14 protein-coding genes, 1 tRNA gene and 1 riboswitch are annotated in these 17,396 nt (G+C 66.8%); of the genes, 4 read left to right on the forward strand and 11 right to left on the reverse strand.

All coding sequences use genetic code 11. The features are described 5' to 3' along the window. Window positions 1–132 precede the first annotated feature (132 nt). The 4 genes from DES41_RS26590 to phhA all read right to left on the reverse strand — a co-directional run bounded on the left by DES41_RS26590 (window position 133) and on the right by phhA (window position 4,882). Window positions 133–2,097: a prolyl oligopeptidase family protein gene (locus DES41_RS26590; protein WP_114470623.1), complete on the reverse strand. Its 1,965-nt coding sequence runs from the start codon at window positions 2,095–2,097 to the stop codon at window positions 133–135. 257 nt (window positions 2,098–2,354) lie between these two features. Then, window positions 2,355–3,257: a hypothetical protein gene (locus DES41_RS38010; protein WP_147282967.1), complete on the reverse strand. Its 903-nt coding sequence runs from the start codon at window positions 3,255–3,257 to the stop codon at window positions 2,355–2,357. Between the two features lie 637 nt (window positions 3,258–3,894). After that, window positions 3,895–3,968 (reverse strand) — tRNA-Cys (locus tag DES41_RS26600). A gap of 14 nt (window positions 3,969–3,982) precedes the next feature. After that, entirely contained in the window at window positions 3,983–4,882 is a 900-nt protein-coding gene (phhA, locus tag DES41_RS26605; protein WP_114470625.1) for a phenylalanine 4-monooxygenase, read from the reverse strand. A 174-nt stretch (window positions 4,883–5,056) separates the two neighbouring features. Between phhA and DES41_RS26610 the strand changes: the two genes are divergently transcribed. Further along, entirely contained in the window at window positions 5,057–5,725 is a 669-nt protein-coding gene (locus DES41_RS26610) for a glutathione S-transferase family protein (RefSeq protein ID WP_114470626.1), read from the forward strand. Between the two features lie 3 nt (window positions 5,726–5,728). Here the strand turns inward: DES41_RS26610 and DES41_RS26615 are convergent, their stop codons facing one another. The 3 genes from DES41_RS26615 to DES41_RS26625 form a co-directional block, all read right to left on the reverse strand. Then, window positions 5,729–6,643, reverse strand: a complete 915-nt coding sequence (locus DES41_RS26615) for an SDR family NAD(P)-dependent oxidoreductase (protein ID WP_114470627.1) — start codon at window positions 6,641–6,643, stop codon at window positions 5,729–5,731. Continuing rightward, window positions 6,592–7,491, reverse strand: coding sequence for a glutamate racemase (gene murI, locus DES41_RS26620; protein ID WP_114470628.1), 900 nt, complete (start codon window positions 7,489–7,491; stop codon window positions 6,592–6,594). Before murI ends, DES41_RS26615 begins: the two co-directional genes overlap by 52 nt. Before the next feature lie 101 nt (window positions 7,492–7,592). After that, complete coding sequence (locus tag DES41_RS26625) at window positions 7,593–9,146, reverse strand: fumarate hydratase (protein ID WP_114470629.1); 1,554 nt, start codon at window positions 9,144–9,146, stop codon at window positions 7,593–7,595. 151 nt (window positions 9,147–9,297) lie between these two features. On the opposite strand from DES41_RS26625, the gene fumC reads away from it, so the two are divergent. Continuing rightward, window positions 9,298–10,683: a class II fumarate hydratase gene (gene fumC, locus DES41_RS26630; RefSeq protein ID WP_114470630.1), complete on the forward strand. Its 1,386-nt coding sequence runs from the start codon at window positions 9,298–9,300 to the stop codon at window positions 10,681–10,683. A 28-nt stretch (window positions 10,684–10,711) separates the two neighbouring features. Here the strand turns inward: fumC and DES41_RS26635 are convergent, their stop codons facing one another. Continuing rightward, window positions 10,712–11,173, reverse strand: coding sequence for a MarR family winged helix-turn-helix transcriptional regulator (locus tag DES41_RS26635; protein ID WP_114470631.1), 462 nt, complete (start codon window positions 11,171–11,173; stop codon window positions 10,712–10,714). A 22-nt stretch (window positions 11,174–11,195) separates the two neighbouring features. Beyond that, complete coding sequence (locus DES41_RS26640) at window positions 11,196–12,857, reverse strand: tannase/feruloyl esterase family alpha/beta hydrolase (RefSeq protein ID WP_114470632.1); 1,662 nt, start codon at window positions 12,855–12,857, stop codon at window positions 11,196–11,198. Between the two features lie 422 nt (window positions 12,858–13,279). Between DES41_RS26640 and DES41_RS26645 the strand changes: the two genes are divergently transcribed. After that, entirely contained in the window at window positions 13,280–14,467 is a 1,188-nt protein-coding gene (locus DES41_RS26645; RefSeq protein ID WP_245965880.1) for a YncE family protein, read from the forward strand. 170 nt (window positions 14,468–14,637) lie between these two features. On the opposite strand, the gene DES41_RS26650 is transcribed toward DES41_RS26645, so the two are convergent. Then, the gene (locus tag DES41_RS26650) at window positions 14,638–14,946 is read right to left on the reverse strand and encodes a nucleotidyltransferase family protein (RefSeq protein WP_114470634.1); all 309 of its coding nucleotides are present in this window, start codon (window positions 14,944–14,946) and stop codon (window positions 14,638–14,640) included. A gap of 63 nt (window positions 14,947–15,009) precedes the next feature. Next, window positions 15,010–16,284 carry a D-amino acid dehydrogenase gene (locus DES41_RS26655; RefSeq protein ID WP_114470635.1) on the reverse strand — a complete coding sequence of 425 codons (1,275 nt, stop codon included), beginning with the start codon at window positions 16,282–16,284 and terminating at the stop codon, window positions 15,010–15,012. A 167-nt stretch (window positions 16,285–16,451) separates the two neighbouring features. Then, window positions 16,452–16,553: riboswitch (glycine riboswitch) on the reverse strand. Between the two features lie 224 nt (window positions 16,554–16,777). On the opposite strand from DES41_RS26655, the gene DES41_RS26660 reads away from it, so the two are divergent. After that, window positions 16,778–17,389, forward strand: a complete 612-nt coding sequence (locus tag DES41_RS26660) for a nitroreductase family protein (RefSeq protein WP_114470636.1) — start codon at window positions 16,778–16,780, stop codon at window positions 17,387–17,389. Window positions 17,390–17,396: the final 7 nt, after the last annotated feature.

Below are 17,396 nucleotides of genomic sequence, written 5' to 3' on the forward strand. Positions count from 1 at the left end.
GTGGGCATGCTCGGCGGATTCTTGCAATGCGCACTCGCTCTCACCACACGAAGGGGATAGAGCGCGCAGGGCGCTCCGGCGTGTTCCGGAAGCCGAACTGCAACGCGTCAGCTTTTGCGTGACCGATTTCGGTCAAGTCGGCAGTGGCAGCTCGCTCCACCAAGCAGCAAAGGAGAAGATATTTGCTTGCCGCTGGATGGTCTCCAGAGGATTGGTGGGCTGGCCGCCGTCGCATTGAAAGAGCTTTGGCCGAACCGGTCCTCCTTCTGATCGCAACGCATTGATGTACGTAAAGGCCTGGGCCGGTGCGATGGGTCCGAAACTCGAAGTGGTGAGAAGCGTCGGTGGATGAATGTTTAAGCGCTCGGCTTTGTCGGCGGAGTCCGGTTCTATTGCATAGAGATCGTCTTCCTCCACCGCCGCGGGTCGCCTTTTTCGAGCATCTATGGAGCTTGCGGTACGCCTTGTGTAAGAAGCCGAGAGTTCACCAATACCTTGCCCGAGCAGGACAGCATCTAAGCGAGCGCCGCCGGAATATGCCATCTCGGCTAGGACGCTCCAATGGCCAGGGTCGCACTGCACCGCGACGGAAGACGCCAGTGACCCGCGTCTCATAAATTCGGCAGCGGCGACGAAGGCCGCTTTAATCCTGCGCCGCCTTGTTCTCGGCAGCATCCTCTTCCACGATTTCTGCCGTTCAAAGTCTACTCGAGGACTTACAAGTGCAATCTGGCCGCCCTGAGCAAGCCAGAGCGCCATCGGCGCATCGTAGGCGGGTGATGGATCGTCGCACGCCATTCTCATGCACATCAGTGTAGGAGCCGGCCCCTTCGTCTCATTGCTTCGCAAAAGGACGATGCCCCCGCTTGCCTTAGATCTAGGGACGTGCTCTACCGCAATTACAGGTAGATTAAGATTACGTAATGGCGGCACGCGGACATCGACTGATCCGAGCGAGGCATTGATACACAGCAGGGTCGGGGGAACTCCGTATGACGTGAAGAGGAGAATTGCCTCATTTGTGCGCTCGCCAGCTACGAGTTCCAGCACGTTTCCACAACTGGGAAGTGAAATGTCCCCAGCCGGTTCTCCATTCGAATGGAAGCGGCGGAGGACCGTGAATCCTTTTACCGCGTATGTTACAAGCACCCAGTCGCGTAGCATCACGGCGCATGTCATGGGCTCCGTTGGAGCGCCTGCCGGAATCGTTCGGACCAATCTTCGATTCGGTTCTTCAACGTCGATTGAGACGATTCTCCCTTGTGAAGCGCCGTTCGTCGTCAATGCGTAGACCCGCGGTCCAATTTCTCCGACGATCGTCCAGTCGGACAAGGACTCACGGATGAATTCGCGCGCAACGTCGTTTGGATCGTTTAGATTCTTCAACGCAAGCCCGCAGCAGTTGTGGACACCGTAGCGAGAAAACCGAATGGTGAGGAAGCGTCCGTTTTCTCGGCGGTCGACAGCGTATTGATAATCATCCTGCTTGGTGAAAACAATGTTGTCGCAGTGCTGCGAAGATCCCAACCGATGAAAACAAACTGCCGCTTTGGTCAACACGGGAAAATTCAAGAGCGAGTCCACGTAGTTCGGATCGCAGATGTAGTAGAAGCCGGTTCCGTCCGGAGCCCAAGCGACGGTAGGACCGCCTGCCTGCACCACATCCACATGCAGAGCGCCAGATTGGACGCTCAGTACCCTTATCGTCCGCCTTGTTCCGCCAATTGGGGAACGCAGGCACAGCGCTATCAATTCGGCGTCGTCAGACGCGTGGCATTCGCCGAGAACCACGTACTTCGAGAATGGCTGTGCCGCATCCCCTAAAAGCATTCGCTCAGCCGAACCCTTGCCGTCGCAACACCACAGCGACGCCCTCTGAGTCGTGATGGACCGTCGAATGAAAAAGAGTTGTGCAGCCCGTATCTGAAGGTCGCTAGGCTCCTCAAAGAGGTAAAGCTGCTGCAGGCGCTCCGCAACATAGGCGCGCCCCGGAAGAGAAGAAATTTCACTCTCCACTCTCTCGTTCTCGTTTTTAGTCCAATGCGCCTCATCAGCCAGGCAGTCAGTTAATGAATACTCTGGATTCTGTTCGGTCATAACGGTGGGAATCGGTTGCGAGAGAATCTGAAGGCGATGTGACAGTCAGATCATAATCTCTCTTGCCAATACACCATCTAGCTGGGCTATTGTAGCCACCCTCCTTGCTGAACCATCCGATCAAACGCAATCTACATAAAAAATGTCGGTTCAGCAATGCAGATTTCCATGACTTAGCCGTTCCGTCGGGTCCGCATGACGCAAGGCCGGTGACGGCAGGAAAATGCAAAGCCTCATTTTTCGCCCACGTCGTGAACTCAGTTTAAACGAGAGATTTCCCAGACGTCTTTCGCAATTTCGATGCGTCGATGGGCGTCGCACAAGCACATCACCGCGCCGAAGAGGCCGCTGAGACGGCCACGATTTCCACAGAGCATGCAGGCTTCTTCACTCTCGGCCATAACATCTCGGACAACACCACGAATAGCGTCTACGGTTGCGTCGCCTGTTCCACAACGTTCGTCGAGATTCTGGTGGCGCAAGTCTTCGTAAGCTTCCATTGGGGCGCCGTCCATTTCGAAGACGTATCGAGCGCCACCGAGCTCCTCGCCTGCATGGATCCAGCGAAATTGACGCTTCTCGGCTCCGAGCAATCGATCAATGGCGGCGCATGCGCGTGCAAAGTCAGGTAACCATCCTTTGAAGAAGTCCAAGGTAGCTTCAGAATCGCTGTCGAACATGTAAGGGTAGCGGTGCCGCAGCTGCTCGAGGCTCAGGCGCGCGGCATTGGCCATCACGCCGTCGTCCGTTGCTTGCCCAAGGAAAATCGACTTGGTATTTCGGTCGTTTCGCTCGCTGCTCCAGATCAGCACAGATTTTCTCGCGATCAAATCTTCTCCATGACAGAAGTCCCCGTCGAACACGAGTTTTCCTAAATCGCTTCCTAGACCCCGCCAAACATGGCTGATTCGACAAACCACAAGGTCGTTGTCAATCGATCCTCTCTGCTGCACGAGCCAGCAACTCGTGACCTGCTTGCCTTCGCGACGCAGCGTGTCATGCAACTGGAGCTCACTGGTGGTCACCTGTATGCATACCGAACTGGGTTCTCGACGTTCAAGCAGCCACAGCCGGACTCTTCCCGCGACATGAAAGGGATGCGTATCCGCTTGCCGTGCACGCTGGCCGTCCGGCAACGACCGATGTTCCTGAACGAGCATCTGAAACCTCCTTGATGGGAACCAAAACCAAGCTTGAAACGAATCTTATTGGGTGCAATTTCAGGTATTCTAGTTCTGCTTACGGCAGCACTCAAACGCAAGATCTGCAAGTTGCAGGATCAGGCGACCGATGCGGGTTGGAGTGCACGCGGTGATTCGCAATTTGGCCGGATTGCTGGGTCCGGCTTGAAGAATTGCCTGCGGTAGTCCGCGCTGATCGGAGGGCCGCATAGTCCGTGAAGCAGACCGAGAATTGGCCGGCTTTTGCAGAGCAACAAGCTGAAAACGCACCACCGCAGCCGTCTGCCCGGAGTTGCCAGGTGGCCAATTTAGGCTTTGGAAGGCCTGTTAACAGCGGAACAAAAGCAGCGACGTCTGGATGAAGCTTGCTTGACTGTCGTGCAAGGCGCGCTGTCAGGGCGATCTGTCGGTGCAATCGTCAAGAACAACGACACATCGGAGATCGCTAGACTATTGATATACAACGCATTTCAAGTGTTCGCCACATATGAACCCGCTAGTGGTCCGCTGTGTCTGCCAGTTTCACCATCGGGGCGCATCGGCAAAGCATGCCTGCCGACACGAAACAGCCCCTGGAGCACAGGGCTGCAGGGGCTGCTGGTCTTCAAGAAATCTCTGGAGGCGCGACCCGGAGTCGAACCGGGCTAGACGGATTTGCAATCCGTTGCATAACCGCTTTGCTATCGCGCCAAAAGCCCACGATTCTATACCAAGTTGTTGGCTCTCTTCCCCGCGTGATAGGCCCCGGTGCCACGCACGAGAACGCGGTCGCTGGCCAGCACGCTGCCCGGCGCATGCTCGGGCTGGCCTTCGGTGCGCGCGTACAACGGCGCGAAGTCGATGCGGGCCAGCTCCAGCAGTTGCGCCAGGTCGTCGATCACGAAGTAGCTCTCCTGGAAATCGTCGATGCGGTAGTGCGTGCGCATCACGCGTTCGAGGTCGAAGGCGATGCGGTTGGGAGAGGGGTCGTCGAGCGCGAACACCGTCTCGGTGTACGAGGAGGCGATGCCCGCGCCGTAGATGCGCAGGCCATCGGCCTGCTGCACGAGGCCGAACTCCACCGTGTACCAGTACACGCGCGCCAGCTTGTCGAGCACGCCGAGCTGCTGCGCCCGCAGGCCGCCCACGCCGTAGGCCTGGATGTAGTCGGCGATCGCGGGATTCATGAGCATGGGCACGTGGCCGAACACGTCGTGGAACACGTCGGGCTCTTCCAGGTAGTCCAGCTCGTGCGGTTTGCGAATGAAGTGGCCGGCCGGAAAGCGCCGGTTGGCCAGGTGCTCGAAGAACACTTCGTCGGGCACCAGGCCCGGCACGGCCACCACCTGCCAACCCGTGCGGGCGTGCAGGATCTCGGAGAGGCGGTCGAAGTCGGGGATCTGCTCGGGGCCGATGGGCAGCTCGCGCATGCCCTGCACGAAGGCATCGCAAGCGCGGCCGGGCAGCAGCCGGCTCTGGCGTTCGAACAGCGTCTTCCAGACGGCGTGTTCCGCGGCCGTGTACTGCGCCCAGTCCTGCGCGATGGTCCAGTCCGCGCGCGCGGGCCGGCCGGCTTCGCCAGCGGCCAGCCCGTGCCTGGCCTGGGTGTCTTGCCGTGCTTGCATGTCGTCTCCCGGTCCGCCGGATGCGGCCTGTCGCACCCATTGCACTGCGCCACGCGCCGCTGCGCAAGAGCACACCGCCCCCGGCGCCTGCACAACGCCGATATCCTGCGCGCGACAGCGCGGGCAGCGCAATGACGCAAGAATCCTGCAACGCCAACGCTATCCTTCGCAGCCATGCCCACCCTCTACCACTGCGTGAGCGCACGCTCGTTCCGGCCCCTGTGGACGCTCGAAGAACTGCAGGTGCCGTACGCGCTCAAGATGCTGCCGTTCCCGCCGCGCGCACTGCAGCGCAGCTACCTGGACATCAACGTGCTGGGCACCGTGCCCTTCCTCGAAGACGGCGACCAGACCATGACCGAGTCGGCCGCCATGTGCCAGTACCTCGCGGAGACGCAGGACCCGGACAACCGCCTGGGCCTGTGGGTGGGCCGCGGCGAGCGCGACCATGCCCACTACCTGAACTGGCTGCACCACGGCGAGGCCACGCTGACCTTTCCGCAGACCCTGGTGCTGCGCTATGGCCGCTTCGAGCCACCGGAGCGGCGCCAGCCCCAGGTGGCCGAGGACTACGGCCGCTGGTTCCTGGCGCGGCTGCGGGCGATCGGCGCGCGGCTGGAGCACCAGTCCTTCCTGGCGGCCGACCGCTTCACGGCCGCCGACATCTCGGTCGGCTATGCGCTGATGCTGGGTGAACTCGTGGGCCTGTCGGGCCAGTACCCGGCCAGCGTGCAGGCCTACTGGGAGCGGCTGCGCCAGCGGCCAGGCCACCTGCGCGCGCTGGCGGCACAGGAGCAGGCCGCGCAGGCGCAGGGCGTGGCCGTGGCACCTGCCACGGTCTGAAGCTCAGCGCCCGGCCGGCGCGTCGAGCGTGAAGGCCGGCGGCTGCCGGCCATCCACATCGGTGAAGCCGTAGCGCTGCGCCAGGTCGGCCACCAGCAGCACCTGGCCGCTCCAGTCCAGCACCTGCGGGTCGGCCGCCAGCGCGGCGACGGCCCGGCCGAGGTAGCGCGGCGATTCGGTCCGCGTGAGTTCCGGCCGCTCCGTCCAGTGCGCCTCGTCGGTGCGGTGGCCCTGCAGCACGAACTCGGTGCGCATCCAGCCCGGCGACAGCGCGATCGACGCCACGCCGTGCGGCCGCAACTCCTCGGCCATGCCGAGGGCCAGCCGCGTCATCGCGGCCTTGGCCAGGTCGTAGTACAGGTTGCCGCGCAGGTAGTGGCCGCGGTCGTGGAAGGTGGTGGTCACGATCAGGCCGCGGCCCTGCGCCACCATGGCCGGCGCCGCCTCGCGGCTGGCCAGCAGGTGGTGGCGCACGCCGTGCTGCAGCATGCTGTCCCAATGCGCGAGCGGGTGCTGCCAGAACGGCGCGTCGAACACGCCGTCGAAGCTCTGGTGCCCGCCCCAGGCGTTGTTGACCAGCAGATCGATGCGGCCATGTTCACCGAGCACGCGCTCGAACAAGGCCTGCACCTGCGCTTCGTCGCCATGGTCGCAGGCGATCGCGATGCCGCGGCCACCGGCGGCGGTCACGGCCTCGGCTGTGCTGTCGATGTCGCCGGGCAGCTGGCTCTGGCCCGAGAGCGCGAGGATGCCGTCGTAGCCCGGCGCGGCCTGGCCGCGCGTGCTGCGCCCGGTCACGACCACGGTGGCGCCCGCGGCGCCGAGTTCCAGGGCGATGCCGCGGCCCGCGCCGCGGCTGGCGCCCGTCACGACGGCGATGCAGCCGGCGAGTGGGGCAGGGGAGTTCTCATGGGACATGGCAGCCTCGTGGCGCAGATGGTCATGCCCATGGTCCCACAGGCGTTGGGCACGTGCAGGCGCGCGAGCCAATGCCGAGCGGCACGGTCGAGTTGGGCGGTCGGGCCGCTGCTGAGCAGGCTCAGCTCGCCGAGCCGCGCGCGGCGCGCCAGACCCTCCTGGCCAAGCCGGCGCACGGTCTGCCGCGCCACGGCTTCGCCCGTGGCCACCAGCCGCACCCAGGGGCCGACCAGCGCCTGCAGCAGCGGCGCGATCAGCACGTAGTGGGTGCAGCCCAGCACCAGTGTGTCGATCTCGCCGGGCCCGGTGCCGAAAGAGCCCATCTGCGCGAGGTAGTGCGCCGCGAGCGGCTGCACGGCATCGGGTTCGTCGCGCTGGTGCACCGAGGCGTCGATCGCCGCGGCCAGGCCGTCGCAGGGCTGCACCACGCAGGTCACGTCGCCGGCCACCGCCGCCTGCAGTGCCGCGAAGCGCGCACTGGCCAATGTGCCGCGCGTGGCGATCACGCCGATGCGGCGCGTGTGGCTGGCCGCCACGGCCGGCTTGAGTGCCGGCTCCACGCCCACGATGGGCAGGGCAGGCCATTCGGCGCGCACCGCCTCGGCCGCGGCGGCCGTCGCCGTGTTGCAGGCGATCACGAGCGCCTTGACGCCGCGCGCCTGCAGCGCCGCCGTGACGGCATGCGTGCGCTGCTGCACGAAGCCGGCATCGCGCTCGCCATATGGCGCGAAGCCGCTGTCGTCGGCGTAGACGAAGTCCTCGTGCGGCAGCGCCGCATGCAGCGCGCGCAGCACCGACAGCCCGCCCGTGCCGCTGTCGAACACGCCGATGGGTCTGGGGTCGCCCATCGGCATGGAGGATATGGCCCCCACGCTCCCCGCTGCGCGAGGTTCGCTGCCCCCCGAGGGGGAGCGAGCTTGCTTGGGGCAGCCCGGCGCGGCGCTCTCCATCAGGCGGAGGCTAGCTCGATGCCCTTGAATTCGTCGGTGGCGATGCGCTTGGACCATTCCGCCGGGCCGGTGTTGTGCACGCTGATGCCCTGGGCGTCCACCGCCACGGTCACGGGCATGTCGACCACGTCGAACTCGTAGATGGCTTCCATGCCCAGGTCCGCGAAGCCCACCACCTTGGCGGTCTTGATGGCCTTGCTGACCAGGTAGGCTGCTCCCCCCACGGCCATCAGGTAGGCGCTCTTGTGCTTCTTGATGGCCTCGATGGCCACCGGGCCGCGCTCGGACTTGCCGATCATGGAGATCAGGCCGGTCTCTGCCAGCATCATCTCGGTGAAGCCGTCCATGCGCGTGGCGGTGGTCGGGCCGGCAGGGCCCACGGCTTCGTCGCGCACCGGGTCGACCGGACCCACGTAGTAGATGACGCGGTTGGTGAAGTCCACCGGCAGCTTCTCGCCCTTGGCCAGCATGTCCTTGATGCGCTTGTGGGCGGCGTCGCGGCCGGTCAGCATCTTGCCGTTCAAGAGCAGTGTGTCGCCGGGCTTCCAGCTGGCGACTTCTTCGCGCGTCAGCGTGTTCAGGTCGACTCGTCTGCTCTTGTTGTAGTCGGGCGACCAGGCCACGTCGGGCCACAGGTCGAGCGAGGGCGGATCGAGGTAGACCGGGCCCGAGCCATCCATCACGAAGTGCGCATGGCGCGTGGCCGCGCAGTTGGGGATCATGGCCACCGGCTTGCTGGCCGCGTGCGTGGGGTACATCTTGATCTTGACGTCCAGCACGGTGGTCAGGCCACCCAGGCCCTGGGCGCCGATGCCCAGCGCGTTGACCTTCTCGTACAGCTCGATGCGCAGCGCCTCGACCTTGCTGAGTTCGGCGCCTGAGGCCTTCTTGGCCTGCAGCTCGTACATGTCCAGGTCGTCCATCAGCGACTCCTTGGCCATCAGCACCGACTTCTCGGCCGTGCCGCCGATGCCGATGCCCAGCATGCCGGGCGGGCACCAGCCCGCGCCCATGGTCGGCACCGTCTTGAGCACCCAGTCGACGATGGAGTCGCCGGGGTTCAGCATGGCCATCTTGCTCTTGTTCTCGCTGCCGCCGCCCTTGGCCGCGACGGTGATGTCCAGCGTGTTGCCCGGCACCAGCTCGGTGAAGATCACGGCCGGCGTGTTGTCCTTGGTGTTCTTGCGGTCGAAGTGCGGGTCGGCCACCACGGACGCGCGCAGCGTGTTGTCGGGATGGTTGTAGCCGCGGCGCACACCTTCGTTGATGGCGTCGTCCAGGCTGCCCGTGAAGCCTTCCCAGCGCACGTCCATGCCCACCTTGAGGAACACGTTGACGATGCCGGTGTCCTGGCAGATCGGCCGCTGGCCGGTGGCGCTCATCTTGCTGTTGGTCAGGATCTGCGCGATGGCGTCCTTGGCCGCCGCGCTCTGTTCGCGCGCGTAGGCGCGTGCCAGGTGGGCGATGTAGTCGGTGGGGTGGTAGTAGCTGATGTACTGCAGCGCGGCGGCGATCGATTCGATCAGGTCCGCCTGCTTGATGGTCGTGGTCATGTCGTGGGATCGTTGTAGGAGGCGGGCGGAATTATCCCAAACGGTGCCTCCCGGGCTCGGCGCGGGGTCGAATGCCGGGCCGGGGCCGGAGTGCCCTGCGCAGCTGTGCGCGTTAAGATGAGAATTGCTCTTGTTTGTTAAGGCTCTCACCATGACCACCCGTACTGAACGCGACACCTTCGGCCCCATCGAAGTGCCCTCCGACAAGCTGTGGGGCGCGCAGACGCAGCGCTCGCTGCAGAACTTCGACATCTCCGGCGAGCGCCAGCCGCGCGAGATCATCCGCGCGCTGGCCCAGGTCAAGCGGGCCTCGGCCACGGTCAACCACGCGCTGGGACTGCTCGACGCGAAGAAGAAGGAGGCCATCGTCGCCGCCGCGCAGGAGGTCATCGAGGGCAGGCACCCCGATGAATTCCCGCTGGTGGTCTGGCAGACCGGCTCGGGCACGCAGACCAACATGAACCTCAACGAGGTGATTGCCAACCGCGCCAGCGAGCTGCTGGGCGGCGAGCGCGGCGAAGGCCGCCTGGTGCACCCCAACGACGACGTGAACAAGAGCCAGTCGTCCAACGACGTGTTCCCCACCGCATCGCACGTGGCCGCGGTCGACGCGCTGACCAACAAGCTGCTGCCGGCCATCGACCTGCTCAAGACCACCCTGGATGCCAAGGCCAAGGCGTTCGACCACATCGTCAAGATCGGCCGCACGCACCTGCAGGACGCCACACCGCTCACGCTGGGCCAGGAGATCTCGGGCTGGGTCGCGCAGCTCGAGCACGGCAAAAAACACGTGCAGGCCGCGCTGCCGCATCTTTACGAACTGGCGCTGGGCGGCACCGCCGTGGGCACCGGCCTGAACGCGCCCAAGGGCTATGCCGAGGGCGTGGCGCAGGAGATCGCCGCCATCACCGGCCTGCCGTTCGTCACGGCCCCCAACAAGTTCGAATCGCTGGCCTCGCAGGACGGCCTGGTGCACGCACACGGCGCGCTGAAGACGCTGGCCGCCAGCCTGACCAAGATCGCCAACGACGTGCGCTGGCTGGCCAGCGGCCCGCGCAGCGGCATCGGCGAACTGAGCATCCCCGAGAACGAACCCGGCTCGTCCATCATGCCGGGCAAGGTCAACCCGACGCAGAGCGAGGCCGTGACCATGCTCGCGGCCCAGGTGTTCGGCAACGACGTGGCCATCAACATCGGCGGCGCATCGGGCAACTTCGAGCTCAACGTGTTCCGCCCGGTGGTGGCGCACAACTTCCTGCAGAGCGTGCGCCTGTTGGCCGACGGCATGGTCAGCTTCAACAACAACTGCGCGGTCGGCATCGAGCCCAACCTCGAGCGCATCGCCCACCTGGTCGAGCAGTCGCTGATGCTGGTCACCGCGCTGAACCCGCACATCGGCTACGACAAGGCCGCCTACATCGCCAAGAAGGGCCACAAGGAAGGCCTGAGCCTGCGCGAGGCCGCCATCGCCTCGGGCCACGTGACGGGCGAGCAGTTCGACCAGTGGGTGGTGGCCGCGAACATGGTCGGCCGCTGAGCCCGGCTCCGCTGAGCGGCCTGCCGTTTCAGGGCATGTCGGCCATGCGCTGCAGCAGGTAGGCCAGCGCCAGCCGCTCCGCGGGATTGAAGTCGCCGAATGTGCGCTCGGTGACGCGCTGGGCGAACGGCACGGTGGCCGCCACGAGTTCGGCCCCAGCGTCCGTCAGCGCCAGTTCGCGCTTGCGTCCATCGCGCTGGTGCGCCGACACGGTGAGCAGGCCGCGTGCCGCCAGCCGCTCCACCACGCCGCGCACCGTGGCCTGGTCGATGGCCGTGCGCTTGACGACATCGTTGAGCGAGCAGCCCCCCATGTCCCGCACCGCACACAGCGTCACGAACTGCGCCGCTGTCAGTTGCGAGTCCGGGATCTCCGCCTGGAACAGCGCCACATGCCGCTGGTAGGCCCGCCGCAGCAGGTGCCCCACCTGCTCGGTGACGGCATAGTCGTTGCGCGGGTCGTGCGACGGGGCAGGGGGCGTGCGGGGCATGCAGGGGATGCGCCTGTGCGCGCTATTGGCAGCTGAAGTTGGCGGCGTCCTCGATGCTGCCGGAGCCCTTGTAGATGGCTTCCTTGGGATAGGCACACAAGGGGCGGGTGCGGCCGGGCCAGGCGACACCGGCGGCGGCCCGCGCCGTGGACACCATCACGTCGGGCGCCGTGCCCTTTTCCACCCAGTCCACCAGCGCGCCCACGGCGTCGAACTGGTCGGTGCCGTAGCTGCCGCCAGAGCAATGCCCCATGCCCGCCACGAAGAAGGCCCGCGCGAAGCCAGCGGCCTGGTCGACGCCGTAGCGCGCCTGCACCTTGTTGTAGTAGCTCTCGACGTCATGGATGGAGAACGCCAGGTCGGCCGCTCCGTTGAAGACGATGAGCTTGCCGCCGCGCGCGCGGAACCGGTCCATGTCCGGCGACTCGGCGTTGGTGAAGTCGTTGCCCGAGCGCGTGAAGGTGGCGTTGGTCGCGCTGAGCTTGGCGAACTCGGCGTCCACGCTGGCGCCCAGCCCGTAGCCCAGCAGGTCGGCCGTGATCGTCAGCGGCGTGGTGTAGATGTGCGAGGCCTCGCCCGCGAAGATCGTGTAGAACGGATTGCCCGACTGCGCCGCCATGCCGGGGTCGAACGGCCAGGGCGCATAGATCTGCGCGCCCGCGGATGTCCTGGCACCGTCGAACAGCTTCTTCACGTAGTCGGCCTTCTCGGCGGACAGGCAGTTGCCGCTCTCACCCGGCTGGCAGGCCCAGGCCAGTGGATCGGGCTTGCAGGCGCTCATGCGGCTGACCATGCCGTCGGTGGCGCCGTCCAGCGCATCACAGGCGCCGAGAATGCGCTGGCGCACCACGGCCTGGTCGTCGGCCGTCAGCGGCTTGGTGATGTCGGGCCGCCCATCGGCGCCTGCTGGGGCGATGGCTGCTGCGATCTGCGCCTGGTAGACGGAGCCCTGGATCGATGCCTGCGTGAGCCGGAAACCCGGCGCCGCCGCGACGATGCCGTCGAACAGGTCGGGGTAACGCTGGGCCGCGATCATGGCCTGGCGGCCGCCGTTGGAGCAGCCGACGAAGTACGAGCGCACCGGCACGATGCCGTAGAACTTGCGGATCAGCGCCTTGGCCGCGGCCGTCACCTGGGGCAACTGCTGGTCCCCGTACTCGTCGCGTGCCTGCGGATCGGCGCCGAACAGGAAGGCGCCGTTGGCCACCCCCGCCTCGGCCCGGTGGCCGGAGTCGGTGGTGACCACGGCGTAGCCGTCGAGCAATGCGTTGCGCGTGTTGCCACCGCCGGTGTAGGCACCCAAGGCGCGGAACAAGGTGCCGTCGACACCCGACCCGCCCTGGTAGTAGAAGCGCTTGTTCCAGCCGAACGGCAGGCTCATCTCGAAGCCCAGCGCATAGGGCTTGCCGTCGATGCCGGTGCGCTGGTTCATCGCACCGCGCAGCAAGCAGTGCTGCGGCACCGAGCTTGCGGTGACGGGGCCATCGGACGCAGCCGTGAACGTGGACTCGCTCACCGCGCCGCCCGTGACGGCCGTTCCGTCGAGCGCGGCGCAGGCCGCCTGGAACTGCTCCAGCGTCATCGCGATCGGTTCCGGATCTCCGTCGCTGCCGCCGCAGCCCGTCAGGGCAAGGGTCAACAGGACGGCACCGGCGGGCATCGTGGCATTGCGCAGGCTTCGCATGGCTTACTCCAGGGTGAAGGGCAGGGCACGCTGCATCAGAGCGGCAAGGGTGCCGACTTCCAGTGCATACGCTGGACTGGCATAGCAAGCTCTGCGCCATCGCACAAGGAGAATCTCCAGAGCACAGGCGGATGCATGGCAGAAATTGCAGTGCCTACGCCCCATTCAAGCTGGTGCAGCATGCACTGGCGCGCACCGGCTTGGCGCAACCGATCGAGACGCTTGGGCGGCGTTGGCAAATAAGAATCGATTTCATTTGGCGTTATGCTGCAGCCTGGCAGGCCCATGCCCCATGCGCACCGAATGGTCGGCATGCCCACCGCCGCTTCCACCCATCCGGCGCACAGCGCCGGCTTCGGAGCCCGAAGGTGCAGCCGCCATGGCGCACCGGCGATGGCCCCTCTTCCCAAGGAAATGTCTTGATGTCTCGCATGCGAATCTGTCCTGTCACCGGTCCTGTCCATCGGCGCGCCTGGCGCCTGGGCGCCACCATGGCCGCCGCGCTGGCGCTGGTGGCTTGCCAGAGCGGCCCGTCCCTGCACGCCGCGGGCACCGGCGCGGCGGCCGTCAGCGCGGCCCCCGTGCTGCGCCAGGATCTGTTCCAGGGCATCTACGAGGTCGCTGTTGCCCCCGCGGCCGGCACGGTGTTCGTGGCGACCGCGCCCTCGTTCGACGCGGCTTCGCCCGGCTACGTTCACCGGCTCGATGCCCGCACCCTGCAGCCGCTGCAGACCGTGCAGCTGCCGCGCCGCGCGTTCGCGCTGGGCCTGAACACGGTGACCAATACCCTGTACGTGGGCAACACGCTGGACGGCTCGCTGACCGTGGTGGATGCTGCCAGCGGCCTCGTCAAGGGCCAGATCCAGCTCGGCGTGGCCGAGAAAAAGGCCGACGGCAAGGACAGCATGCCGCACACGCGCAAGGTGATCGTGGACGAGAAGCACAACCGCGTGTTCGTCACCAGCCCCGGCCAGCCGGGTGTGGTCTGGATCGTCGACGGCGCCAAGGGCCAGCTCACGCACACCATCCGCAGCGAAGGCATCTGGACGGCCGGCGCCGCCTACGACGCAGCAGCCAACCGGCTCTACGTGAGCCAGGGCGGCGTGCACGAGATCCTGGCCATCGACCCCGATGCGGGGCAGGTCGTTCGCCGCTTCTCCACCGGCGATTCCAAGGGCAACACCGCGCAGGATTCGAAGCACTTCTTCATCAACCTGGCGCTGGACGCCAAGGGCCAGCGCCTGTTCAGTGTCGACTCCAACACCAACCAGCTCTACGTGTTCGACATCGCCAGCGGCAAGCCGTTGGCGACCGTCCCGCTGGGTACCGGCGCACTGGACGTGGCCTACAACCCGCAGCGCAATGAGATCTACGCCACCAACCGCGGCGTCTCGCGCGAGAAGCCCGAGGGCACGGGTGCGCTGACCGTGATCGACGGCGCCGGCTACGCCGTCAAGCGCAGCATCGACCTGCCGGTGCACCCGAACAGCCTGGCCCTCACGCCGGACGGCAACACGCTGTACGTCTCGGTCAAGGCGCCGCGTGGCGAGAAGCATCCTGCTTATCGCAAGGATGCGCGCGAGAGCCTGGTGCGGATCGACCTGCGCTGAGCGTGCCGGGCGCCCGCCACCGGCAGGGCGCCGGACCACGGGCGGCGGTGCCGCCCCAGCCTATGCCAGTTCGTCGAACAGGGCCTGCAGGGTGGTCAACAGGCCCGGCAACGCGCGCTGCGCGATGTTCCAGCGCCGCCTCCCGCGCATCCCACAGGAAAGCGCGCGGGTCACGCTGCATAGACGGTCTCACGGTGCGCATTGATGCCGGCCAACACGTACGGGTTGCGCACGGCGGCCGGCTCGACGAGGTCGACCTCGCGGCCGAGCAACTGCTCCAGGGCAGACTTCGCGCCGAAGAAGGACTGCAGGTCGGCCTGCGCGTCGGGGGCGAACTCGACCAGGAAATCCACGTCGCTGCCCGCCAGATCGAAGTCGCCAGCGCGCGCGGCCGAGCCGAATACCTCCAGGCGGCGGATGCGGTAGCGTTGGCAAATGGCCGAGATCCCGGGGCGGTGCTGGGCGATGGCGGCGTGCATGCGCGCAAGTGTAGTGACGACCGGCGCCTGGCCCCAGGCCCAGCCTCGCCGCGGCGCCGTACCTCAGGCGGCAGCGCCCAGCGGGCCGTGCGGCACCGCCCACCCGGCGCCACCGAAGGCCGTGGCCACCGTGCCCGCCACCATGTCCGCCGTCACGGCCGACAGCGTCCAGCCCAGGTGGCCGTGTCCGGTGTTGTAGAACACGTTGGCCGACCGCCCACGCCCCACGCGCGGCAGCATGTTGGGCAGCATCGGCCGCAGCCCGGCCCAGGGCGTCACGCGGCGGGTGTCCACGCCCGGGAAGCACTCGCGCACCCAGTCCACCAGCGGACGGATGCGGTCGGCGCGGATGTCGCGGTTCTCGCCGTTGAACTCGGCCGTGCCGGCCACGCGGAAGCGGTCCGGGCCCAGGCGGCTGGTCACCAGCTTGGTGGCGTCGTCCAGCAGGCTCACCTGCGGCGCGGCGGCGCGGCTGGCCTCGTCGTCCAGGTGCACGGTGATGGAGTAGCCCTTGACCGGGTAGATGTTCACGCGGTCGCCCAGCGCGGCCGCGAACCTGCGGCTGGCCACGCCCGCGCAGACCACCACGCCGTCGTGCTGGCGCGTGTGGCGCTGGCCGTCGGGGCCGGTGGCGGTGATGCGCACGCCGCCGGCATCGCTCAGCACCGATTCGACCTGCTGCTCGTACAGGCACTGCACGCCGCGCCGCGCCGCGGCCTGCGCCAGGCCGACCGTGAAGCGGTGGATGTCGCCGGTGCTGTCGCTCTCGGTGTACCAGCCGCCGTAGTAGTCGCCAGCCAGCGTGGGCTCGATGGCGCGCATCTCGCCGGGCGTCACGGCGCGGCGTTCCAGCCCGCCCTGTGCCAGCAGCCTGGACACCCGGCCGGCGTGGTCGAAGCCGGCCTGGTCGCGGTAGATGTGCAGGATGCCTTCGCGCTGGTGGTCGAAGGCGATGCCCTCGGCCTCGGCCCAATCGAACAGGTGCTCGCGCGCGGCGATGGCCAGCCGCGCGGTCTCCACCGTGTTGCGTGCGTAGTGCGGCATCGCGGCGATGAACTCGGCGAACCACGAAAGCTTGTGCCAGCTCGGCTTGGGCGAGACCAGCAGCGGCGCGTCCGCGCGCAGCATCCACTTGAGGCCCTTGAGCATGGTGGCCGGCAGGTTCCAGACTTCGGCGTTGGAGGCCGACAGCTGGCCGCCGTTGGCGAACGAGGTCTCCATCGCGGCATAGCGGTGGCGCTCGTACAGCGTCACGGCAAAGCCGCGGCGCGCCAGTGCGTAGGCGGTGGTGACACCGGTGATGCCGCCGCCGACCACGGCGATGTGGGATGGGTTCATGTCAGATTCCAGAGCGCGCCAGGGAGTTGGACCGCTGCACGACCGTGCAACGGACACCCCCTCTGTTCTGGACCTGAGAGATTCACGCAGGCCACCCAGGGGAGGGGCTGCGCTTGCTCCTTCGGTGCACCCGGTTGGCGATGCCGCCGGGCGCTCTTCAGAGTTCGTTCGTGGGGCCGGTCCTTGTGCCTGAGAGATTCCGGGGCGGTTGCTCCTTCGGCGCCGACCGCGGCATGCTGCTGCGGTGCGGACTCTCCCGATCCCACGCCGGTTCGCGTCGAGACGCTGGCCGGGTGTGGCAGACCTTGCGGTGCCGCCAAAGGCCGCGATTGTGGCGAGATCGGTCCGGCTTGCCAAGCCCCGGCCGCCGCAGCACGGCCGACGGCGGCAGCCGGCCTCCGGCACCGTCCGCTGGCGCTTGTCGCGAGGCGCGCGCGCAGGGTCATTGCCGTGCGTTTCCTGGTTGAGAGAAATTCCTATCTATAGTGCCCGCATGACCCTTGCCACAGCGCCGACTGCCGGCGCGACACACAGCCCCCGGGCCCACGCCCTGGACCTGCTGCTGACGCGCCATTCCCCCTGGCCCCTGGCCGAACCCATCCCGAGCGAAACCGAGCTGCAGCGCGCCTTCGCCGCCGCCATGTGCGCGCCCGACCACGGTGCGCTGCGCCCCTGGCGCTTCGTGCTGATCCGCGGTGCGGCGCGCGAGCGCCTGGGCGACCTGTTCGTGCAGGCCGCGCGCCTGCGCGATCCCGCGGACGATGCCGAGCGCTTTCGCCGCAAGGCCCTGGTCGCGCCGCTGCTGGTGGCCGTGGTCGCCCATGTGCAGCCTCACCCCAAGGTGCCCGAGATCGAGCAGACCGTGGCCACGGGCGCGGCTGCGATGAACCTGCTCAACGCGCTGCACCTGCAAGGCTACGGCTGCTTCTGGGTCTCGGGCCCCAATGCCTACGACGCCACCGTGCACGCCGGCCTCGGCCTGGCCGGCAACGAGCGGCTGCTGGGCTTCGTCTACGTGGGCACGCCGCAGAACACCGGCCAGCGCCCCGCCGAGCGGGCCGACCCCGCGCCCCACGTGCGGGAGTGGCGTGGCCCGGGGGCATAGGCCCGTG

It is taken from the genome of Pseudorhodoferax soli, from assembly GCF_003337555.1.
Taxonomy (GTDB): Bacteria; Pseudomonadota; Gammaproteobacteria; order Burkholderiales; family Burkholderiaceae_C; genus Pseudorhodoferax; species Pseudorhodoferax soli.

Excerpts from the sequence above, each read along its gene's own strand:
- DES41_RS26610 (WP_114470626.1), top strand. The coding sequence starts at position 5,057 with ATGCCCACCCTCTACCACTGCGTGAGCGCACGCTCGTTCCGGCCCCTG.
- DES41_RS26650 (WP_114470634.1), bottom strand. The coding sequence starts at position 14,946 with ATGCACGCCGCCATCGCCCAGCACCGCCCCGGGATCTCGGCCATTTGC.
- murI (WP_114470628.1), bottom strand. The coding sequence starts at position 7,491 with ATGGGCGACCCCAGACCCATCGGCGTGTTCGACAGCGGCACGGGCGGG.
- DES41_RS26590 (WP_114470623.1), bottom strand. The coding sequence starts at position 2,097 with ATGACCGAACAGAATCCAGAGTATTCATTAACTGACTGCCTGGCTGAT.
- DES41_RS26625 (WP_114470629.1), bottom strand. The coding sequence starts at position 9,146 with ATGACCACGACCATCAAGCAGGCGGACCTGATCGAATCGATCGCCGCC.
- fumC (WP_114470630.1), top strand. The coding sequence starts at position 9,298 with ATGACCACCCGTACTGAACGCGACACCTTCGGCCCCATCGAAGTGCCC.
- DES41_RS26640 (WP_114470632.1), bottom strand. The coding sequence starts at position 12,857 with ATGCGAAGCCTGCGCAATGCCACGATGCCCGCCGGTGCCGTCCTGTTG.
- DES41_RS26655 (WP_114470635.1), bottom strand. The coding sequence starts at position 16,284 with ATGAACCCATCCCACATCGCCGTGGTCGGCGGCGGCATCACCGGTGTC.
- phhA (WP_114470625.1), bottom strand. The coding sequence starts at position 4,882 with ATGCAAGCACGGCAAGACACCCAGGCCAGGCACGGGCTGGCCGCTGGC.
- DES41_RS26645 (WP_245965880.1), top strand. The coding sequence starts at position 13,280 with ATGTCTCGCATGCGAATCTGTCCTGTCACCGGTCCTGTCCATCGGCGC.
- DES41_RS26635 (WP_114470631.1), bottom strand. The coding sequence starts at position 11,173 with ATGCCCCGCACGCCCCCTGCCCCGTCGCACGACCCGCGCAACGACTAT.
- DES41_RS26660 (WP_114470636.1), top strand. The coding sequence starts at position 16,778 with ATGACCCTTGCCACAGCGCCGACTGCCGGCGCGACACACAGCCCCCGG.
- DES41_RS26615 (WP_114470627.1), bottom strand. The coding sequence starts at position 6,643 with ATGTCCCATGAGAACTCCCCTGCCCCACTCGCCGGCTGCATCGCCGTC.
- DES41_RS38010 (WP_147282967.1), bottom strand. The coding sequence starts at position 3,257 with ATGCTCGTTCAGGAACATCGGTCGTTGCCGGACGGCCAGCGTGCACGG.